Consider the following 19,267-nt stretch of genomic DNA (forward strand, 5'->3'; position numbering starts at 1 on the left):
GAGGCCTTACTCGATGGACATGCTGCAAGCGATGCGGGTATTCGTCCGGGTAGTCGACGCCGGCAGCTTCACCGCCGCGGCGAAGCTGGCCGACACGTCCACCGCGCAGGTTTCCCGCCTGGTGGCGGAGCTGGAGAACCACCTCCACGCGCGCCTGCTCAACCGCACCACGCGGCGGTTGGCGCTGACCGAGGTCGGCGCACGTTTTCTCGAACGATCGCGCGAGATCCTGGCTCAGCTGGACCAGGCACAGGAGGAAGCCTGCGGGGCCCATCTGACCCCGCGCGGGCGCCTGCGCGTGCACTCGACGACGGGGCTGGGCATCCAGCTGCTGGCAGGGCTGGCCGGAAGATACGGTGAGCGCTACCCCGAAGTGAGCCTCGACCTGACCCTTTCGCAACATCAGCCCGATCTGCTGGAAGCCGGACTCGACGTCATCATCACGCTTTCCCGCGAGCTGCCGGATTCCGAGCTGATCGCCCAGAGACTGGGCGAGGTTGGCAATGTTGTCTGCGCGGCGCCCGGCTATCTCGAGCAGCATGGCGTACCGCAGCAACCGCGTGACCTGCAACAGCACCGCTGTCTGCGCCTGGCGGACCCGGTCTTCGCGGATGAATGGCGCTTCATCGCAGACGGTGCCGAAGACGTGATTCGCCCTGGCGAAGGGTTCAAGGTCAACGTGGCTGAAGCCATGGCCAGCGCGGCAGAAGCCGGCATGGGCATCTGCCTGCTGCCCGACTATGTCGCGGCTCCGGCGCTGCAGCGCGGCGCACTGCTGCGCCTCTTGCCGCGCTATCGTCTGCAGGAAAAGCAGATCCACGCGCTCTACCCGTCCCGGCGTTTTCTCGACGCGAAGATCAAGACCTGGGTCGACTTTCTCGCGCTGGAGCTGCCGCGCGCATTCGCCGACTACCGCCGCATCCTGCAGGACCCGGCCCATTGGGCCTGATTGATTGTTGCGCGGCGGGTAAAGGTGCTTCACCGCTCGCGCGGTTTTTCCCCTCCTGGTCGCTCACTAAAATTGCCGGGTGGCAACGGACACTAGAAGCCAGTCCGCTCCTTCGCCGGTCGAGCGCTCCTTCGATCGGGCGTCCTGCCACCTTTTGGCTGCTTTTCCTCGTGGCAGCCTCGTTTATTTCCCGGCGTCTGCCATCCGGCAGGCGCTGCACGCAAGAAACGCCTGCCTTCGCCCCCGTCGCAGCGACCTGGGCCCGCAGGCACTCTGGAGGTTACCTGTGAACAAACTGATCTGGATTGCCGGCCTGGCACTCAGTGCCCAGCTGGCGTATGCCGCCGATGAACCCAAGGCCTATCAATATGGCGACAAGCTGGACATCGCCAAGGTCATATCAATGGACGTGCCTGCTGGCGGCTGCGAGGTCGTGACCGCCCGGATGACCTATGTGGATTCCAAGGGCGAAACCCACGAAACCACGTACCTGCGTCAGGGCCCGGATTGCCACGATTTCTGAGTCCGGCGCGAGCTGCTACAGCTAAGCGTACGCCGCTTGCGGCACTGGCACAGGCTGTGCGCGGCAGGTCAGGTGCGCGCCGGGATTCGGCACGCGAACCAGACGGTTTTGAATCGCGGTTCTGAAAGAGGCAGAACGGTTTCGGCTGTTTTACTGTCCGAGCCCCAGGCGCTCATTACATTCAGGACCGCATGACCATTTCGATTTCAACCTTCCGCTCGGCATGCAGCCCTGCCGCTACCCGACCAGTTCCTGGCAACACCCGCCCATTCATGGCGGCAATCGTCGCAGCAGCGTTGCTCGGTCTTGCCGGTTGTGGAACCCAGCAGCCGACGACTCCGGCGCCCAAGCCGGAAGAAGTCCGGGCCAGGATCGCTCGCCTGATCCCCGCCAACATTCCTGATCGTCAGGGTTGGGCTCAGGACATCTACACAGCCTTCGATGCGCTGGATATCCCGCCGAACGATGAGAACATCTGCTCGGTACTGGCCGTGACGGTGCAGGAGTCGACATTCCAGGCGACCCCGCCCGTGCCCGGCTTGGCGAAGATCGCGCGAGAGGAAATCTACCGTCGTGCCGGCCGCCTGCACGTCCCGCAGTTCGTGGTGGATGCGGCGCTGGACGTGAAGTCGCCCAACGGAAAGACCTATAGCCAGCGTCTCGCGGCCGTGCGCACCGAAGAGCAGTTGAGTGCGATCTTCGATGACTTCCTCGGCATCATGCCGCTCGGCAAGCAACTGTTCGGCACGCTCAACCCGGTCAAGACCGGCGGCCCGATGCAGGTCAGCATCGCCTTTGCCGAAGACCGCCGATGGACCTACCCCTATGAACGGCAAGGCTCGATTCGCGACGAAGTCTTCACGCGCCGCGGTGGCATGTATTTCGGCATCGCCCACCTGCTCGACTACCCGACCAGCTATCGCGAACCGCTGTACCGCTTCGCCGACTTCAATGCCGGCTGGTACGCCAGCCGCAACGCCGCGTTTCAGGCCGCAGTCAGCCGTACCAGTGGCATCAAGCTGGCCCTCGACGGCGACCTGATCATTCACGGCAGCAGCAAGGCCGGCCAGACCGAGCGTGCAGTTCGCGCGCTGGCAGGCAAACTGGAAATGAGCGATACGGCGATTCGCAACGCACTGGAGCGCGGTGACACCCATGGTTTCGAGAAAACCGACCTCTATGAAAAGGTCTTCGCACTGGCCGAAAAGCGCGCGGGTAAGCCGCTGCCTCGGGCGGTGCTGCCGGGAATCCGGCTGGAAAGCCCGAAGATCACCCGCAACCTGACCACCGCCTGGTTCGCCAACCGGGTCAATGACAGGTACCTCGCGTGCATGAAGCGCGCCCGCTACTAGTGAGTAGCCTGCATGGCCGGCGATCGCTGCATGGCACCACACTGAAGTTGTCACTGGCCCAGGCCGTAGCGCGCATAACGAGCGCTACGGCAACCGACCATTGAGAATGTAGCGCGGCCGTCTGACGGCCGCATCAGCGCGGCTCAGCGCTGGGTTATGGACGTGCTGTTGCCAGTGCCGTTCTGGATGATGGCGGCGCTCGGCGGCGCGGCGAATTCCGTCAGTTGATTGAGCACGGCGACGTTGGCATCGCCGGTCTGGCTGATCGAAGCCGTGCCATAGGCGGCATGTTGCACCACATCGATCTCGTTGGCCGAACCGTTCTGCGCGATGTCGAGCACCGGACCGTCAAAACTCTGGTCAATGTTGACGCGATTGTCGTTGCCGGCCGAGGTCCCTCGAATCGTTCCGGTTCGCGTGCCCTGCCTCGCCGTCAGCTCGTTGCCGATTCCGTTCTGGGTAAAGCTGAGGTTGCTGAACCCCGCCCATTGCACCACTTGCGCACTGTTAGCGCTGCCGACCTGCGCCAGGTTGACCTCGCCCGTGTAGTAACGGCCACCCACCTGGGTAACCGCGGCCTCGTTGAAAGCGCCGTCCTGATCAACGGTGACTCCCCCGCCATAGGCGAACACGTTCTGGTCGATGGTGATCCGGTTGCCGCTGCCGATCTGCTGGGTAGTGGCTGTCGCAGCACCGGTCTGAGTGACTTCGGTGAGATTGTTCGTGCCGAATGTGCGACTTTCCAGCCCGTTGGCATAGAACAGCTGCTGGACCCGATGGATGTTGCGTGCGCCCTGCTGGTGGATGGTCGCTTGGGAGCCGTTACCGTCGGCCTGCACGACTTCGGCGACATTCTCATCTCCCAGCTGTACGACCGCCGCCGAATGCCCGAAGTTATAATCGCTTGCCTGATACACCATCGCCTGGTTGCCCATCCCCCGTTGGAGGAGCTCCAACTGCGTGGGCTGCAGCGTGGTTTCGCCGCCGCCCTGCTCTACTCGCGAGAAGTTCGCATCCCCTTGCTGCAGCAATAAGGCCGAATTCGAGCCCCCACGCTGCTCGAGGATGACCTCGTTATCGTTTCCGGTCTGGGTGGTTACGGCCTGTGCCGAGGCCAAGCCCGGCAACGAGCCGAGCAGGAAACAGGCGATAAGCGGTTTATGCGCGAACATGCGGGACACTCCTTTGAATATTGTTGTTGGCCGACATCATGCTGGCCTTGTCTGGCGCCTCCCTCACCGTTACCGCTCCCCTGAACAGGCCGATTGTTTGCCCGGTGGCGCCACCCGGGTATCGCCCTATCGGTGTAGACCGACCAGTGTTTAGACGAGCGGCGGATTAAGTCGACATGCCCAGACGTTCGCGCATCTGCGCGGTGATGGTCTGCCTGACCCGCGTCATATCCGCCCAGGGATCATCGTCGCCCTGTTCCTGCAGGCGCTCCAGCAGGTTGCGTACGGTCCAGAGATTGGCGCCCTTGAGGTCCGCCAGTTCTTCGCGGTGGATCGGCACGGAAACCGGCAGGCCCTCGCGGGCACGCACCGAATAAGGGGCGACGGTACTGGCGCCACGGCTGTTGCGCAGGTAGTCGATGAAGATGCGTCCAACCCGGTTCTTCGGCCCGCTTACGGCGGAAAAATGCGACGGCAGCAGCTTTGCCAGGTACTTGGCGATGGCCTGACTGAAGGCCTTCACCTCGCTCCAGCCGTGTACCGGATCGAGCGGTACGACGATGTGGATGCCTTTGCCCCCGCTGGTCTTGAGGAACGAGGTCAGGCCGATCTCGTCCAGCAGCGTCTGGGTCAGCTGAGTGGCTTCGAGCATGCTCTTCCAGGGCAGCGCCGGGTCCGGGTCGAGGTCGAGCACGAAGCGATCCGGATGCTCCAGTTCGGGCGCTACCGCGTTCCAGCAGTGCAACTCGATGGTGCCCATCTGCGCGGCTCCGACCAGCGCTTCGGCGCTGTCGATCACCAGTAACGCACCGTGCTTCGGGTCTAGCCCCGGGTCGAGTTGGGTGATGTGCGGGATGGCCAGTTTGTCGGCGTGCTTCTGGAAGAACAGCTCGCCGGTGATGCCCTCCGGGGCGCGCACCAGGGCCAGCGGGCGCGCTCGCAGCTGCGGCAGGGCCCAGGGCGCGATCTGCGCGTAGAAGCGGGCCAGTTCGATCTTGGTGATGCCGCTGCTGGGGTCGATGACCCGCTCGGGACTGGATATCTTGATCCGCCCGCTGCCGATGGGGTCGGTCTGCCGCTGCTCGGCTTTGCTGCTACGACTGGCGGGCTTGGCTCGTTCATGGGTAATGGCGTCGGCGGGTTTGTCCGAGCGCAGGCCATGGAATACCGAATGGCGGACCACGCCTTGGCGGGTCATCTCCGCGTAGGCAACCTCGCACATCAGTTCGGGTTTGAGCCATTGCGCGCCGCGCACATCGGCAGTAGGTGCCGCCTTGGCCAAAGGACTTTTGTCGGTTTCCAGCTTCTTCAACTGCTTGTGCAGACTTTTCAGCGTGGCCTGATTGAAGCCCGTGCCGACCTTGCCTGCATAGAGCAGTTTTCCGCTGTCGTCATGCAGCCCCAGTAACAGCGCGCCGAACCCGGTACGCGTGCCTTTCGGCTCGGTGTAGCCGACGATGATGAATTCCTGCCGGTTGCTGCACTTGATCTTGACCCAGCTGCTGCTGCGCCTGGAGGTATAGGAGCTGCCCGCTCGCTTGCCAATCAGGCCTTCGAGCTTCATCTGGCAGGCACTTTCCAGAATGCTGTCCGGCTGCTCGGTGAAATCCTCGGAGAAACGCAGCAATGCACTGTCGCTGCCTTCCAGCACTTCACGCAACGCCGCGCGACGCTGTTCCAGCGGCACATCCCGCAGGTCCATGCCGTTCAGATAGGGCACGTCGAACAGGTAATAAAGAATGCTCCCACTGCGTCCGGCTTCGAACGCGTTCTGCAATGCCTGGAAGTCCGGAGCGCCCTCCTCGTTCGGCACCACCACTTCGCCGTCGAGCCAGCCGGATTCAAGCCCGAGTCCGGCAAGCGCGGACGCCTGCTGCGGCATCTTCGCCGTCCAGTCATGGCCGTTGCGGGTGAACAGCGCGACCTTGCCGGCGTCGATACGGGCGAGCATGCGGTAGCCGTCGAACTTGATCTCGTAGCGCCAGTCGCCGCTCGGCACGGCGTCCACCAGCGTTGCCAGCTGCGGCTTTAACGTCTCCGGCAATTCGGCCGGGACGGCCCCTTCCAGCTTTACCGCGTCGCTCTTCTTGCGTGACGCTCGCTTTCTTGCCGGCGCCTTGACTGGCTTGGCCGGCGCTTCCGCAACGCGAGCCTTGGCCGCTCCGCGTTTGCGTGGGACCAGCGTGCGATCGCTGAGCACGCTGTTCGGCTCGGCGGTGACGACGTCGTACTCACCCTCCTCGCGCGCGGCCTCGTCACGGGACTTGATCAGGAACCACTGCTCCTTCTTGCCATCGATGTGCGTGCGCACCAGATTCCAGCTGCCGGCGAGTTTTTCGCCCTCGAGGCTGAACTTGAGCTTGCCCTTGCGATAGCCCTCTTGTGGATCACCCTGCGGTATCCACACGCCGCGATCCCAGACGATCACATCGCCCGCGCCGTAATGCCCGGCCGGAATGGAGCCCTCGAACGTGGCATATTCCAGCGGGTGATCCTCCACATGCACTGCCAGCCGGCGCACGCTCGGGTCAAGGCTGGGGCCCTTGGGGATCGCCCAGCTCTTCAGCGTGCCATCCAGCTCCAGGCGAAAGTCGTAATGCAACCGCGTGGCGTCGTGCTTCTGGATGCAGTACTGCAGGCTCTGGACCTTGCGTGACCTGCCGCGTGCCTTACCCGACGGCTCGGGCGTGGCGGCAAAATCGCGCATGCGCTGGTATTCGTCGAGCGCCATGGCTGACCTCCGGCAATGTCCCGCGATTACTCGAGCTTGCCAGCGTCGGTGGAACTGTCGTCAGCCCCGCCGGGCGCCGAATGCCGGCTCGGGTCAGTGGATTTTTCCTCGCTTCCCGGCTGCGGCGCCACCAGCCGGCCATCTTCGGTCACGGTGCGTCCCTGATCGTCCTGGCGGGTTTCGACTTCCTCCTGCGGCGTCGGGTTGCCCATGGGGCTCGGCCGTGAGCCGGTGTCGTCCCGCGGAGTGCCAGCAGGAAACTGGGCCATGGCCGGTAGCGCAACCATGGCGCTCAGGATTGCCGTGAGCATCGTTTTCTTCATCTCGGTTCTCCGCTTAAGGACGACGTACTTAATTTGGTCATCCCCTGCTGGTATGAAGTTCAGCAGGGACAGATCGAGCCGTCCGACGGGTTCCGACAAGCGGCACTGGCCGGAAACTGCCGTGTAGAGCAGTTGCCGGACTTAATCCGCCGGATGGACAGATCGCCGCATTTACAACCGGACAAGCACTGCTACGGTTGAATGACGTTGGGAAAACCAGGGGTGCGCAGCGATCGCTTTACTGCGCTCAAGTCACCTTCCTACATAGGGAGGATTTATGAATACGCGTCTTCCGCTGTTCAAGATCGAAGCGATCCTGCACACCTACCTTCGCCCATTCCAGTGCGAATGCCGCGACGATTCCGACAACTCACTCCGCGTGCGCCTCTTTCAGGAATCGCCAGACGAAGAACTGACCGTTCTCGGCATTTCCTACGATCAGTGCCGCGATGCCGCCAATCTGGTGCGTCTGGCGCAGGAACTGCGCATTGAAATGTGCGTCACGCGTAGCTCGCTGCCCGCCGAAGGCAAACAGCTCAGTCACGTCGAATGAGCCTCGCTTAGCGAGGCGTGCGGACGATCCGGCTGCTGGCGGTCTGGCCGCGCGCCATGTATTTCAGGAATAAGTCGTGGCCATAGCTGTGGCTGTGGGTGGCCTTCTGGCGGCCGAAGCGTTGCCAGGCGCGTTCATGGAGATAGAACACCAGGGTGTTGCACAGCGGCTCGATCAGCGCGACCGCCCCGCCGATCACCAGGCTCCCAGTGAGGGCATAGACGACGATGAACGCTGTCGCGAAATGCAGCACAGCGAAGGTCAGGGTTTTCAGTAGTGGGCGTTGTCTCATGGGCAGCTTCCACCAAGCGCGTGGCCGCGAGTGGTCACGCGCTTCGGCTCCAGTTGAAAGGATTCGCACCCGGCCGATCAACAGCCGGGCGCTCGGCGCAGGTGCTTAGCGCTTGGCCTCGACATGCGGCTCGGCCGCACGAGTGAGATAGGCCTGGGTCAGCTCGGCCAGGTGGTCGCGTAGCCAGTCGGCCATGGCCACCTCCTCCACCAGGATGCGCTCGCACACTTCCTTGGTCTGCATGTCACCGACCGCTTCGGCGGCGGCGATGAGGATCTTGTAGGAGGCGATCTCGAGGTTCTCGAACACGTAGCCCATCTGCGCGCCCTTGACGATCTCATCATTGACCATCATGCCGCCCATGGCCTGCCCCATCGCCATCATCTTGCCGCCCAGGTCCTTGAGGCCGGAGTAGGACTTGTCATAGCGCTGCAGGCAGCCTTCGATCAGCTTGGCCTGGTTCTGGGTTTCGGTAATGTGCTGTTCGATCCGCGCCTTGAGTTCGGGGTAGTGCTCGATGCGGCTGGCCTGCTTGTTCAGCATGGTTTCGGCCTGCGCCTCCATCGCGTGCGCATCGCGCAGCCATTCGATGAGGCGTTCGGTACGGACGTCATTGCCGGTCTGTGCACTCTGCATGGTTCAACTCCAATCGGGTCAGAAAATCGGGTCGTGCTCTGCAACCCGCTTGGAATTTGTGAAACATCCCGCCCATAGGAGTTCCGCCCACCCGTCCGGCGCACCTCTCGGCTGCACGCCCTGAACTTTCGCCGCCGGCTGTCTGTCTCTGCCCCAGACCTCTGGCCAACCGGAACGCCCGCTATCGAATTTCCAGCCTTTCTCCTGCAGTGGGATCACTACATCAGCCAGCCGGCGCTGCGCACCATAGCCGCGGCGCTGTTCGTGGCATTGGTCCTGAGTCTCTTCGGCCGGCTACTGACCGCCCTGACGCTACGCCTGGCGCGAGCCTTCCTGTTTACCCGGGAGCTGTCCGAGCAACTGGAAAAGCCCGTCCGGCTACTGTTGCCACTGGTAGGGGTGCAGGGCGTATGGACGTCTGCGCCGAACGATCTGCATTTCATCGACGCGGCACGGCATGTCACCACGCTGCTGATAATCGCCACCCTCACGTGGCTGGTGATGCGCTCGCTGCGTGGGCTGCAGCAGTTCATTCAGCTGCGCAATCCGGTGGATGTGGTCGACAACCTTCGCGCCCGGCAAATACAGACGCAATCACGTGTGCTGCTACGCACCCTGACCTTCTTTGTGCTGTTGATTGGCGCGGCGGCCATGCTGATGACCTTTCCCGGTGCCCGCCAGTTCGGTGCCAGCCTGCTTGCCTCGGCGGGCCTTGCGGGCCTGGCGGTGGGCTTTGCCGCGCGGCCAGTGCTGGCCAACCTCATCGCCGGCGTGCAGATCGCCATGACCCAGCCGATCCGCCTGGACGATGTGGTCATCGTCGAGAACGAATGGGGTCGCATCGAGGAAATCACCGGCACCTACGTCGTCGTGCGGATCTGGGATGACCGGCGGCTGATCGTGCCGTTGCAGCACTTCATCGAGAAACCGTTTCAGAACTGGACCCGTCGCGGGTCCAGCCTGATCGGCACGGTTTTCCTTTGGGCCGACTATTCGCTGCCACTGGAGCCGCTGCGCGAAGAGCTGCGCCGGCTGTGCAAGGAAGTGCCCGAGCTGTGGGACGGCCGGGTCTGCGTACTGCAGGTCACCGACACCAGCGAGAAATCCATTCAGCTGCGGGCCCTGGTGAGTTCGCCGGATTCGTCGCGCAACTGGGACCTGCGCTGCCACATTCGCGAAAGCCTGCTGAGCTTCATCCAGCGGCAATACCCGCACTCGCTGCCGCAACTCCGCGCTGACCTCAGCGTCGGCCACAAGCAGCGCGTCGATACATCGCAGCCCGAGCATGTCGAACCGGAGCGCCAGCCGCCGGTGTGACTAGTCGCCCTCGAGTCCCTCCAGCTTTTTCAGCAACTCGGCGTATTTAACCGGTAGCTGGGTGAGTCCGTGTCGCGCGGCCTGCTTGCGGATCGCGACCCGGTCGCCATCGAACTGCACCGTTTCGCTCACCACCACCTGCCGCTCGCCCCGCATCAGTGCATAGGCGTAGCACTGGGTGCCACCCTCATCCTCCTGGTCATCGTCCGCAACACCGGTATTCGACACGGCAAGGGTGGCGACGCTGGCGTTCAGCGCGCCGATAGCCATCTCGCGCGCGACCTCCTCGCTGGTCAGGCCGAATCGCTCGATGGTTTCGAAGTCCACCTTGAGCAGGCGGTTCTTTGCCTTGGGTGAATAGACCACGAAGCCGCTGTCGAGCACCTGGCCGCAACCCGGAATATCGCCCATCAGCGAAGCCATCAAACCGCAGGTACAGGACTCCGCGGTGGTCAGCGTCAGTTCCTCGCGTTGCAGAAAGTCAACGACTCGTTCGATCTCTTGCATGTTTTTTGCTCCGACCATTCCAGGTTCAACGCCTTCACGACTCTGTATTCGGAGCAAGTTGGCTGGTTGCGAGTTCCGGCAGTGGTAGTTGATCGGGTTTTCAAGAACTTCTACCGCGACGCCGGGTCTGGTTTCTGGTAGGGCCAGTGAAGCCCCACCTGCCTTCGCGGCAGCTCCGAACTAGATTTCAGCCTGGTCGTGTTCATGGTATGTGGCGGTCATCAGATCGTTGCATAGGAGAAATATGCTCGTAGCTGGCGCCGGCACCTGGAACGCCGGGGCTCTGGGGAGATCGTGATGAGTATTGCCGCTGTGAACGCCCTGCCTGTCGGACTACCGAAGGCGCAACCCGCCATACCCCTGGTTACTCGCCCTGCCCTGCAGATTCGCAGTAGCCACGATGACAAACGCAAGATTCTGTTCGTCACCTCCGAACTGACCGATCTGGTCAAGACCGGTGGGCTCGCCGACGTGTCGGCGGCACTGCCCCGGGCATTGGGCGCACGCCACGATGTGCGCGTGCTGATCCCCGGCTATTCGCAGGTAATCAACAGCGGTCACGCCATCCGCACGGTTGGCTCGCTGGGCGGCTATGCCGAGATTCCCGGCTGCCGCATCGGCCGGATGGACATGCCCGACGGCCTGATCATCTATGTGCTGATCTGCCCGGAACTCTATGAGCGCGAAGGCTCGCCATACGGTGACGCCGATGGCAACGACTGGCCGGACAATCCGGTGCGTTTCGCTCGCCTCGGACTGGCCGCTGCGGAAATCGCCGCCGGTACCGCCTGCATCCGCTGGGCGCCCGAGCTGGTGCACGCCCACGACTGGCCAGCCGGTCTGGCGCCCGCCTACATGCACTGGCGCGGGTTGAACACGCCCAGCGTCTTCACCATTCATAACCTCGCCTACCAGGGCAACATCGATATGGCGCAGCGGCGTCTGCTGGGAATCCCCGCCGAGGCCTGCGACCCGGAGCGCATGGAGTTCTACGGCAAGCTGTCCCTGCTCAAGGCCGGGATCGCCTATGCCAACCGCGTGACCACGGTGAGCGCTACCTACGCCGAGGAAATCACCACGCCGGAATTCGGCTGCGGCATGGAAGGCTTCCTCAGCATGAAAGCCCGGCAGGGACTGCTCAGTGGGCTGCTCAACGGCATCGACGAAAGCTGGGAGCCGGAAAGCGATCCCTATCTGGTTAAGGGTTTCAGCGCACGCAACTGGGAAGGCAAAAAGGCCAATGCCGCGTATATCCGCGACTCGTTCGGTCTCGAGCATTGCCATGCACCGCTGTTCGCCGTGGTCTCGCGCCTGGTGCACCAGAAGGGTGTCGACCTGACCCTCGACGTGGCGCATGCCATCGTCGAAGGCGGCGGCCAGCTGGCCATCCTTGGCCAGGGCGATCACCAGATCGAGCATCAGGTTCGCCAGCTCGCGGCCCAGTACCCCGGCCGTGTCGCGGCCCACATCGGCTTCAACGAAACCGATGCGCGCCGCCTGTTCGCCGGCAGCGATTTTCTGCTGATGCCGTCGCGCTACGAGCCGTGCGGCCTCAGCCAGATGTATGCCCAACGCTATGCCTCATTACCGGTCGCACGTCGCACCGGCGGGCTGGCCGACTCCATCGATGACGGCATCACCGGGTTCCTGTTCAACGAATCCAATGTCAACAGCTACCGGCAGGCCGTCCAGCGGGCGCTGGCGATCCATCAGCATCCTCAGCTGCTGGCCGCCATGCGTTGCCGGGCGATGGGGGCCGGCTTTTTCTGGCGTCACGCCATCGAACCCTATGACGCGCTGTACCGGAAATTGCTCGGAGAGCGCCGCGAGGTTCGTCTTTTAATCTGAAGAGGTCGTTCAATGCAGAAGCAGCGTGCCCATATCGGGCATCACGGGCCAGAGTTGCTGGAAGACGGGACCACCCGCTTCCGACTCTGGGCGCCCGATGCGCAAAACGTCAGTCTGATCGTTGTAGGCGCACAAACGCTGCCGATGACCGCCACTGAAGAAGGCTGGTTCAGCATCGATGCCCCTTACGGGGCCGGTACGCTCTACCGGTTTCTCATCGACGACGAACTGCATGTGCCCGACCCCGCCTCGCGGGCGCAGGCGGGTGACGTGCATGCGCCGAGCCTGGTGGTCGATACCCATGACAACTATCTGTGGCGCAACAGCAGCTGGCTCGGTCGTCCCTGGCACGAGACGGTGCTGTACGAAACCCATGTCGGTCTGTATGGCGGTTTCGCCGAGATGGAAAAGCACCTCGCCGGGCTTGCCGACCTCGGCGTGACGGCCATCGAGCTGATGCCGATCGCCGAGTTTCCCGGCGACCGCAACTGGGGTTACGACGGCGTTCTGCCCTACGCGCCGGAAGCGGCCTATGGCAGTCCGGAAGATCTAAAGCATCTGATCGATACCGCCCACGGCCTCGGCCTGATGGTGTTTCTCGATGTGGTCTACAACCACTTCGGCCCGGACGGCAATTACCTCGGCCGCTACGCCAAACACTTCTTCCGCCACGACCAGCAGACGCCCTGGGGCGATGGCATCGATTTCCGCCGCCGCGAAGTCCGCGACTTCTTCATCGACAACGCGCTGATGTGGCTGATGGACTACCGCTTCGACGGGCTGCGCTTCGATGCCGTGCATGCCATTCCCGACCGCAGCTTCCTCACCGAGCTGGCCGAGCGCGTGCACGCCACCGTGGAACCCGGTCGTCATGTGCATCTGGTGCTGGAGAACGAGGACAATCGCGCCAGCCTGCTGACCCAGGGCTTCACCGCGCAGTGGAACGATGACGGCCACAATGTGCTGCATGCGCTGCTCACCGACGAAAGCCAGGGCTATTACGCCGACTATCACCAGGACGCGACCAGCAAACTGGCGCGCTTTCTTGGCGAAGGCTTTGTCTACCAGGGGCAGAACAACCGCCGTGGCGAATCCCGTGGCGAGCCCAGTGCGCACCTGTCACCGACCTCGTTCGTGCTGTTCCTGCAGAACCATGACCAGACCGGCAACCGCGCCTTTGGCGATCGCCTGGTTACGCTGGCCGATGCCGACGCGCTCAGGGCTGCCACCGCCGTCCTGCTGCTTTCCCCCATGGTCCCGCTGTTGTTCATGGGCGAGGAATGGGGCTCGCGACAACCTTTCCTGTTCTTCACCAGCCATCACGGCGAGCTGACCGATGCAGTGCGTGAAGGCCGCCGCAACGAATTCGCCGAGTTTTCCGAGTTCGCCGACGAAGCCACCCGCGAGCGCATTCCCGATCCCAACGCCGTATCCACGTTTGAGCAGTCGCGGCCGGACTTCGGTGCGCAGACGCAACCGGGGCACGCCGAGTGGCATGCGCTGTACCGCCAGCTGCTGAGCATCCGCCATGCCGAGATCGTGCCGCGCCTGCCCGGTAGCGCCTTTCTCGGTTGCAGCGTGCTGGGCGATGCCGCTGTGCTTGCACGCTGGCAGCTGGGTGATGGCAGTCAGCTGCGCCTTGAGCTGAACCTAGGCGAACAAGCCGCTCTACTGCCCGCCTCGTCTAGCGCAGCGCAGCTGCTGTTCGCCAGCCGTGCGTTGGATGCCACGCCCGACCAATTGCCGCCTCGTATGGCCAAGCTGTATCTGGAGAAAGCCAAATGAGCGACGAATCCCTGATCCGCCTGGCGGAAGCCGCCGGGCTCTCCATCGACTGGGTCGATGCCGACAACCGCGAACAACGGGTCGAGCCGGCCGTACTGCGTGACGTACTGACCTGCCTCGGGCTGGCGGCGGAAACCGATGCAGATATCGAAGCCAGCCTCGAGATTCTCGCTCACAAGAACAACCACGGCGGCGTGCCGCCGCTGCTGACCTGCGATCAGCACGCTGCACTGGACCTTTCCGCCTACTTTCCGGCGACCAGTCGTTTCGAGTTGCAAGCAGAAGATGGCGGTGTTCAGCAGGGCACGCTCGACAACCAGGCGCGCCTGCCAGCCATCGACACGCCCGGCTACTACCGGCTGACCATCGACAAGTATCAGCTGACCGTGGCTATCGCCCCGCTCTCCTGCCCCACAGTCGCCGAGATCGCCGGGGCGGACGCCTGGGGCCTGACGGTGCAGTTATACGGGCTGCGCCGCGCGGACGATGGTGGCCTGGGCGACACCCAGGCACTGGAGGCGCTGGTCAGCAACGCCGCTGCCCACGGAGCCGATGCGCTTGGAATCAGTCCAGTGCACGCCATGTTCGGCGCGCATATCGATCAGTACAGCCCTTACTCACCGTCGAGCCGGCTGTTCTTCAACGTGCTGCACGCCGCGCCGGGTTCGATCCTTGGTGAGCGGCCGTTGCGCCAAGCGATCGAGACTTGCGGGTTAGGTGAGGAATTGAAACGGCTCGAGCGCCTGGAGCTGATCGACTGGCCGGCCGTGGCGCAATCGCGGCATCGCCTGTTGCGGCAGCTGTTCGACGACTTCAGCAAGGGCGGCAACGCCCTGCAGGTGGATTTCGACAGCTTCCGCGCGAGCGGTGGCGAGGCGTTGGAAAACCACTGCCGCTTCGAAGCCCTGCACACTCATTTGCGGGACGCACAGGGCCACACGCAGCACTGGAACGACTGGCCAAGCGAATACCGCGATCCCTCCAGCCCGGCCGTTGAGGCCTTTGCCCGGGAACATGCCGATGAGGTGAGTTACCACGCCTTTGGCCAGTGGTTGATGGCCCGCGGCCTGGAACGTGCCCAAGTCGCCGCGCGCAGCGCCGGTATGCGCATCGGGTTGATTTCCGATCTCGCCGTCGGCGCCGATGGCGGCGGCAGTCAGGCCTGGAGCCGCCAGGCCGAGCTGTTGGCATCGCTGAGTGTTGGCGCGCCGCCGGACATCATGAATCGCGATGGCCAGAACTGGGGCATTTCCGCTTTCTCGCCTTGGGGCCTGCGGCAGAACGGCTTCCGTGCCTATATTGAAATGCTGCGCGCCAACCTCGCCCATGCCGGCGGCATGCGTATCGACCACGTGCTGGGCCTGAAGCGTCTCTGGGTTGTACCCGCCGGTGCCGACCCGAAGCGCGGCGTGTACCTCAACTTTCCCTTCGACGACATGCTGCGCCTGCTCTGCCTCGAGGCCTGGCGCCACCAGGCGGTGATCCTCGGCGAAGACCTCGGCACCATTCCCCACGGCCTGCGTGACGTACTCGCGGCACGGGGGATCCTCGGTATGCGGGTGCTGCTGTTCGAACAGCACGACGGCCATTTCCAGACGCCTGCCCAGTACCCGGCGCAGGCGCTGGCAACCAGTACCACCCACGATATCCCGACCCTGACGGGCTGGTGGCACGGTCACGATATCGACTGGCGCATCAAGGTCGGCCAGGTGCCCGAATCGGACCGTGATGCCCAGTGGCAAGCGCGTGAGAAAGAACGCGCAGGGCTGAATCGTGCGTTGTGCGAGTACAGCGGCAAGAACCCGGACGTGCTGCTGAACGCCGAGGAGGCGGTCGATGCCGCCATCTGCTTCCTGGCGCACACCCCTGCGCCGCTGGTACTGGTTCCAGTTGAAGATGCGCTCGGTCTGGAAGAACAGACCAACATGCCCGGCATCGTCGAAACCCATCCCAACTGGCGTCGCCGTTATCCCGGCGACAGTGCAACATTGCTCGACAGCCCGGCCAGTAGCCGCCGGCTGGCGTCCTTTGCGCAGGCCCGTCGTAACCATCGTGGAGCTGCGCATCGATGAAAGACCTAACCGCAACCCTGAGACTGCAGTTTCACCGCGACTTCACCCTAGACGACGCTACTGCGCTGGTCGACTACTTCGCGGAACTCGGCATCAGCCACATCTATGCGTCCCCATTGCTGACCGCCCGCCCCGGTTCCATGCACGGCTATGACGTGATCGACCCGACCCGCATCAACCCTGAACTGGGCGGCGAACCGGCGTTGCAGCGTCTGGTGGAGGCCCTGCGCGGCAAGGGCATGGGGCTCATCCTCGACATCGTCTCCAACCACATGGCGGTCGGTGGCTCGGGCAACGCCTGGTGGCTGGACGTACTCGAGTGGGGCCGCCGCAGCCCGTACGCGCAGTTCTTCGACATCGAGTGGAATTCGCCGGACCCCCTGCTCGAAGGCCAGTTGTTGGTGCCCTTCCTTGGCAGCGACTATGGCGAGGCGCTGCAGCAGGGCACCGTGAAGCTGCGCCTGGACGTTGATAACGGCTCGCTGTACGCCGAGCATTACGAGCACCGTTTTCCGATCACCCCGCCGAGCTACGGCGAGGTGTTGCGTGCCGCCGATCATCCGCAGCTGCGTACCCTGGCGCAGCACTTCGATGCCCTGAAGACCGAGCCCGCGCCGTACCAGGCCGCTCGCTTGCTACGCACCGAGCTCGCCGAGCAGCTCCAGGACGCCAGCGCCCGCCAGGCGCTGGAGCAGGCGCTCAACTGCTACGACTCCACTACCGATGACGGCTTCCGCCGCCTGCACAGCCTGCTTGAACGTCAGAACTATCGGCTGGCCAGCTGGCGGACCGCGGGTGACGACATCAACTGGCGGCGCTTCTTCGACATCAATGAGCTGGGCGGCCTGCGCGTCGAACGTCCGGTGGTGTTCGAGGAAACCCACGCCAAGATTTTCGAGCTGATCGGCGATGGCCTGGTCGACGGCCTGCGCATCGACCATATCGACGGGCTAGCCGACCCGCGCGGCTATTGCCGACGCCTGCGCCGGCGTGTCGATCGGCTGAATGCCGGGCGCCCGCAGGACGCGGTGCAGGATCACGTGCCGATCTACGTCGAGAAGATTCTCGCCGGCGGCGAGCGGCTGCATGACGACTGGGGCGTGGACGGCACCACCGGTTACGAATTCATGAATCAGGTGTCGCTGCTGCAACATGACCCGGCTGGCGAATCACTTCTGTGCTCTTTTTGGAGCGACACCAGCGGACGCACCACCGATTTCATGGAAGAGGCTCGCCAGGCTCGCCAGCTGGTGCTGACCGGCCCGCTAGCAGGCGACTTCGAAACCGTCGCCCTGTCGCTTTTGCAGGTCGCCCGCGGCGACGTGATGACCCGCGACATCACCCTCGGCGCGATTCGCCGCGCCCTGCTGGAGCTGATCGTCCATTTCCCGGTGTATCGCACCTACATTGCCGCACCGGGACGCCGCGAGGCCGATGAACCGTTCTTCCAGCAGGCGCTGGACGGCGCGAAGACGACCTTGAGCGAAGCCGACTGGCCGTTGCTCGAGCATCTGCAGCGCTGGCTCGGCGGCGAAAGCCTGCGGCAACTGCCGCGTAGCCTGCGCAAGATTCGCCGCTACGCCTGCACACGCTTCCAGCAGCTAACGTCGCCGGCTGCGGCGAAGGCCGTGGAGGATACCGCCTGCTACCGCTCCGGCATTCTGCTGTCGCGCAACGATGTCGGCTTCGACCCGCAACATTTCAGCGCACCGCTGCAGGCCTTCCACGACGAGTGCCTGCAACGCGCCGAGCACTTCCCGCGCAACATGCTGACCACCGCGACCCACGACCATAAGCGTGGCGAAGATACCCGCGCGCGCATCGCGGTAATCAGCGAGCGCGCCGAATGGTTTGCCGGCAAGGTGCGGCGCTGGCGCGAGATGAGTGCCAGCCACATCCAGCAGCTTGGTGACGGTGCGGCGCCCTCGCCCGGCGATGAGCTGATGCTGTTCCAGATTCTGCTCGGCAGCTGGCCGCTGGACCTGCGGGCCGACGACAAGGCGGCGATGGAGCAGTACTGCACACGCATCCTGCAATGGCAGGAGAAAGCCCTGCGCGAGGCCAAGCTGCGCACCACCTGGAGCGACCCCAACAGCGATTACGAAAGCGCCTGCCGCCAGCACGTCGAGTACCTGCTACTCACCGGCGAAGGTGCACCATTACGGGACGAAATCGCTGCGGCCGCTGCCGAACTGGCCCCTGCCGGTGCGTTGAACAGCCTTGTGCAAAGTCTGCTGCGCATGACCACCCCCGGCGTGCCCGACCTCTATCAGGGCACCGAGTACTGGGACTTCAGCCTGGTCGATCCCGACAATCGACGGCCGGTGGACTTCACTGCACGGCAGCACAGCCTCGCCAGCGCGGCCTCACTCGATGAGCTGCTGCAAAGCTGGCACGACGGTCGCATCAAGCAAGCCGTGATCCGCCGCACACTGCAGCTGCGTCGACGCTACCCGCGGCTGTTCAGCGAAGGCCGCTATCTGCAGCTTGCGGTTTCTGGCGAGCAGGCCGAGCAGCTGCTGGCATTCGCCCGCGAGCTGGAAGGCGAGTGGGTGGTAGTCGTGGTGCCGCGGCTGGCAGCGGATCTGCTGGGGGATCGTGGAGTACCGAGCATTCCGGCGCAGCGCTGGAGCAACACCCGGATCGAACTGCCCGAGGCGCTAAACGGTAGTGAATTCGAGCGACTTTTCGACGGAGCGACAGTCTCATCCCAACAAGCCAGCCTAGAGGTTGCGCGCGTTCTGGACGGACTATCGGCGGCCGTCCTGCATACGTCTATGACCGCAAATGGAGAATCCCAACAATGAGTTCAGAAGAGCAACGTATCCGCGAGTTCGCTTATCAGATCTGGCAATCCGAGGGTTGCCCGGTAGGGGAAGATGAGCGCCATTGGGCCATGGCGCGCAAGCTGGTCGAGGCCGAACACGGCGCTGCCGATGCCAAGCCTGCCAGCCGTCCACGCAAGACCGCCACCAAACCCACCGACGCCACACCCAAAGCCAAGAGCAAGACCAAGGACGTTAAGGATGCGAAGGACGCCCCGGCGGCCAAGCCCCGCGCGAGCCGTGCTGCACCCAAGGCTGGCACCGATGCCAAGGCCGGCACCCCCGAAACCATCAAGAAAACACGCACCCCGCGGGCAAAGAAGGAAAGCTGACCGGCGGCAGGCATCTTGTCGGCGTGGGACCGGTCGAATGATCGTTCGCG

Annotated in this window: 16 protein-coding genes; 10 read left to right on the forward strand and 6 right to left on the reverse strand. The window is 63.8% G+C overall.

Translation table 11 applies throughout. From position 1 onward, the window contains the following. The first annotated feature begins 13 nt into the window (after window positions 1-13). The 3 genes from RT582_RS08410 (at window position 14) to RT582_RS08420 (ending at window position 2,824) form a co-directional block, all read left to right on the forward strand. Window positions 14-949, forward strand: coding sequence for a LysR family transcriptional regulator (locus RT582_RS08410; protein ID WP_313477135.1), 936 nt, complete (start codon window positions 14-16; stop codon window positions 947-949). 286 nt (window positions 950-1,235) lie between these two features. Beyond that, window positions 1,236-1,472 carry a DUF2790 domain-containing protein gene (locus RT582_RS08415; protein ID WP_014820223.1) on the forward strand — a complete coding sequence of 79 codons (237 nt, stop codon included), beginning with the start codon at window positions 1,236-1,238 and terminating at the stop codon, window positions 1,470-1,472. Between the two features lie 191 nt (window positions 1,473-1,663). Continuing rightward, window positions 1,664-2,824, forward strand: a complete 1,161-nt coding sequence (locus RT582_RS08420) for a DUF1615 domain-containing protein (RefSeq protein WP_313477136.1) — start codon at window positions 1,664-1,666, stop codon at window positions 2,822-2,824. A 143-nt stretch (window positions 2,825-2,967) separates the two neighbouring features. Here RT582_RS08420 and RT582_RS08425 read toward each other — a convergent pair whose 3' ends face one another. From RT582_RS08425 to RT582_RS08435, 3 genes are all read right to left on the reverse strand, one after another. Further along, window positions 2,968-3,996, reverse strand: coding sequence for a hypothetical protein (locus RT582_RS08425; RefSeq protein ID WP_313477137.1), 1,029 nt, complete (start codon window positions 3,994-3,996; stop codon window positions 2,968-2,970). 166 nt (window positions 3,997-4,162) lie between these two features. After that, window positions 4,163-6,727: a DNA ligase D gene (ligD, locus tag RT582_RS08430; RefSeq protein WP_313240305.1), complete on the reverse strand. Its 2,565-nt coding sequence runs from the start codon at window positions 6,725-6,727 to the stop codon at window positions 4,163-4,165. A gap of 26 nt (window positions 6,728-6,753) precedes the next feature. After that, window positions 6,754-7,050 carry a hypothetical protein gene (locus RT582_RS08435; protein WP_313477138.1) on the reverse strand — a complete coding sequence of 99 codons (297 nt, stop codon included), beginning with the start codon at window positions 7,048-7,050 and terminating at the stop codon, window positions 6,754-6,756. 277 nt (window positions 7,051-7,327) lie between these two features. Between RT582_RS08435 and RT582_RS08440 the strand changes: the two genes are divergently transcribed. Beyond that, window positions 7,328-7,603: a DUF1652 domain-containing protein gene (locus RT582_RS08440; RefSeq protein WP_014820219.1), complete on the forward strand. Its 276-nt coding sequence runs from the start codon at window positions 7,328-7,330 to the stop codon at window positions 7,601-7,603. A gap of 7 nt (window positions 7,604-7,610) precedes the next feature. Here the strand turns inward: RT582_RS08440 and RT582_RS08445 are convergent, their stop codons facing one another. Continuing rightward, window positions 7,611-7,895, reverse strand: coding sequence for a DUF2061 domain-containing protein (locus RT582_RS08445; RefSeq protein ID WP_090520248.1), 285 nt, complete (start codon window positions 7,893-7,895; stop codon window positions 7,611-7,613). Between the two features lie 105 nt (window positions 7,896-8,000). Further along, window positions 8,001-8,531 carry a ferritin-like domain-containing protein gene (locus RT582_RS08450; protein WP_023445378.1) on the reverse strand — a complete coding sequence of 177 codons (531 nt, stop codon included), beginning with the start codon at window positions 8,529-8,531 and terminating at the stop codon, window positions 8,001-8,003. Between the two features lie 204 nt (window positions 8,532-8,735). On the opposite strand from RT582_RS08450, the gene RT582_RS08455 reads away from it, so the two are divergent. After that, window positions 8,736-9,848, forward strand: a complete 1,113-nt coding sequence (locus tag RT582_RS08455) for a mechanosensitive ion channel family protein (protein ID WP_230357505.1) — start codon at window positions 8,736-8,738, stop codon at window positions 9,846-9,848. Here the strand turns inward: RT582_RS08455 and RT582_RS08460 are convergent, their stop codons facing one another. Next, complete coding sequence (locus RT582_RS08460; RefSeq protein WP_104097677.1) at window positions 9,849-10,355, reverse strand: CinA family protein; 507 nt, start codon at window positions 10,353-10,355, stop codon at window positions 9,849-9,851. Between the two features lie 297 nt (window positions 10,356-10,652). Between RT582_RS08460 and glgA the strand changes: the two genes are divergently transcribed. The 5 genes from glgA to RT582_RS08485 are packed head-to-tail and all read left to right on the forward strand — an operon-like array spanning window position 10,653 to window position 19,217. Continuing rightward, window positions 10,653-12,203, forward strand: coding sequence for a glycogen synthase GlgA (gene glgA / locus RT582_RS08465; protein ID WP_313477139.1), 1,551 nt, complete (start codon window positions 10,653-10,655; stop codon window positions 12,201-12,203). 12 nt (window positions 12,204-12,215) lie between these two features. Continuing rightward, a complete protein-coding gene (gene treZ, locus RT582_RS08470; protein ID WP_313477140.1) occupies window positions 12,216-13,988 on the forward strand; it encodes a malto-oligosyltrehalose trehalohydrolase in 1,773 nt (590 codons plus the stop codon). Further along, window positions 13,985-16,060, forward strand: coding sequence for a 4-alpha-glucanotransferase (gene malQ / locus RT582_RS08475; protein ID WP_312442332.1), 2,076 nt, complete (start codon window positions 13,985-13,987; stop codon window positions 16,058-16,060). Before treZ ends, malQ begins: the two co-directional genes overlap by 4 nt. Then, entirely contained in the window at window positions 16,057-18,867 is a 2,811-nt protein-coding gene (locus RT582_RS08480) for a malto-oligosyltrehalose synthase (RefSeq protein ID WP_313477141.1), read from the forward strand. Before malQ ends, RT582_RS08480 begins: the two co-directional genes overlap by 4 nt. Then, the gene (locus tag RT582_RS08485; RefSeq protein WP_313477142.1) at window positions 18,864-19,217 is read left to right on the forward strand and encodes a DUF2934 domain-containing protein; all 354 of its coding nucleotides are present in this window, start codon (window positions 18,864-18,866) and stop codon (window positions 19,215-19,217) included. The genes RT582_RS08480 and RT582_RS08485 overlap by 4 nt, the downstream gene beginning before the upstream one ends. The last annotated feature ends 50 nt before the right edge of the window (window positions 19,218-19,267 follow it).

Source organism: Stutzerimonas kunmingensis (genome assembly GCF_032106285.1).
GTDB classification, from domain to species: domain Bacteria; phylum Pseudomonadota; class Gammaproteobacteria; order Pseudomonadales; family Pseudomonadaceae; genus Stutzerimonas; species Stutzerimonas kunmingensis_B.

Excerpts from the sequence above, each read along its gene's own strand:
- ligD (WP_313240305.1), bottom strand. The coding sequence starts at position 6,727 with ATGGCGCTCGACGAATACCAGCGCATGCGCGATTTTGCCGCCACGCCC.
- treZ (WP_313477140.1), top strand. The coding sequence starts at position 12,216 with ATGCAGAAGCAGCGTGCCCATATCGGGCATCACGGGCCAGAGTTGCTG.
- malQ (WP_312442332.1), top strand. The coding sequence starts at position 13,985 with ATGAGCGACGAATCCCTGATCCGCCTGGCGGAAGCCGCCGGGCTCTCC.
- RT582_RS08435 (WP_313477138.1), bottom strand. The coding sequence starts at position 7,050 with ATGAAGAAAACGATGCTCACGGCAATCCTGAGCGCCATGGTTGCGCTA.
- RT582_RS08425 (WP_313477137.1), bottom strand. The coding sequence starts at position 3,996 with ATGTTCGCGCATAAACCGCTTATCGCCTGTTTCCTGCTCGGCTCGTTG.
- RT582_RS08460 (WP_104097677.1), bottom strand. The coding sequence starts at position 10,355 with ATGCAAGAGATCGAACGAGTCGTTGACTTTCTGCAACGCGAGGAACTG.
- glgA (WP_313477139.1), top strand. The coding sequence starts at position 10,653 with ATGAGTATTGCCGCTGTGAACGCCCTGCCTGTCGGACTACCGAAGGCG.
- RT582_RS08450 (WP_023445378.1), bottom strand. The coding sequence starts at position 8,531 with ATGCAGAGTGCACAGACCGGCAATGACGTCCGTACCGAACGCCTCATC.
- RT582_RS08410 (WP_313477135.1), top strand. The coding sequence starts at position 14 with ATGGACATGCTGCAAGCGATGCGGGTATTCGTCCGGGTAGTCGACGCC.
- RT582_RS08480 (WP_313477141.1), top strand. The coding sequence starts at position 16,057 with ATGAAAGACCTAACCGCAACCCTGAGACTGCAGTTTCACCGCGACTTC.
- RT582_RS08485 (WP_313477142.1), top strand. The coding sequence starts at position 18,864 with ATGAGTTCAGAAGAGCAACGTATCCGCGAGTTCGCTTATCAGATCTGG.
- RT582_RS08420 (WP_313477136.1), top strand. The coding sequence starts at position 1,664 with ATGACCATTTCGATTTCAACCTTCCGCTCGGCATGCAGCCCTGCCGCT.
- RT582_RS08445 (WP_090520248.1), bottom strand. The coding sequence starts at position 7,895 with ATGAGACAACGCCCACTACTGAAAACCCTGACCTTCGCTGTGCTGCAT.
- RT582_RS08440 (WP_014820219.1), top strand. The coding sequence starts at position 7,328 with ATGAATACGCGTCTTCCGCTGTTCAAGATCGAAGCGATCCTGCACACC.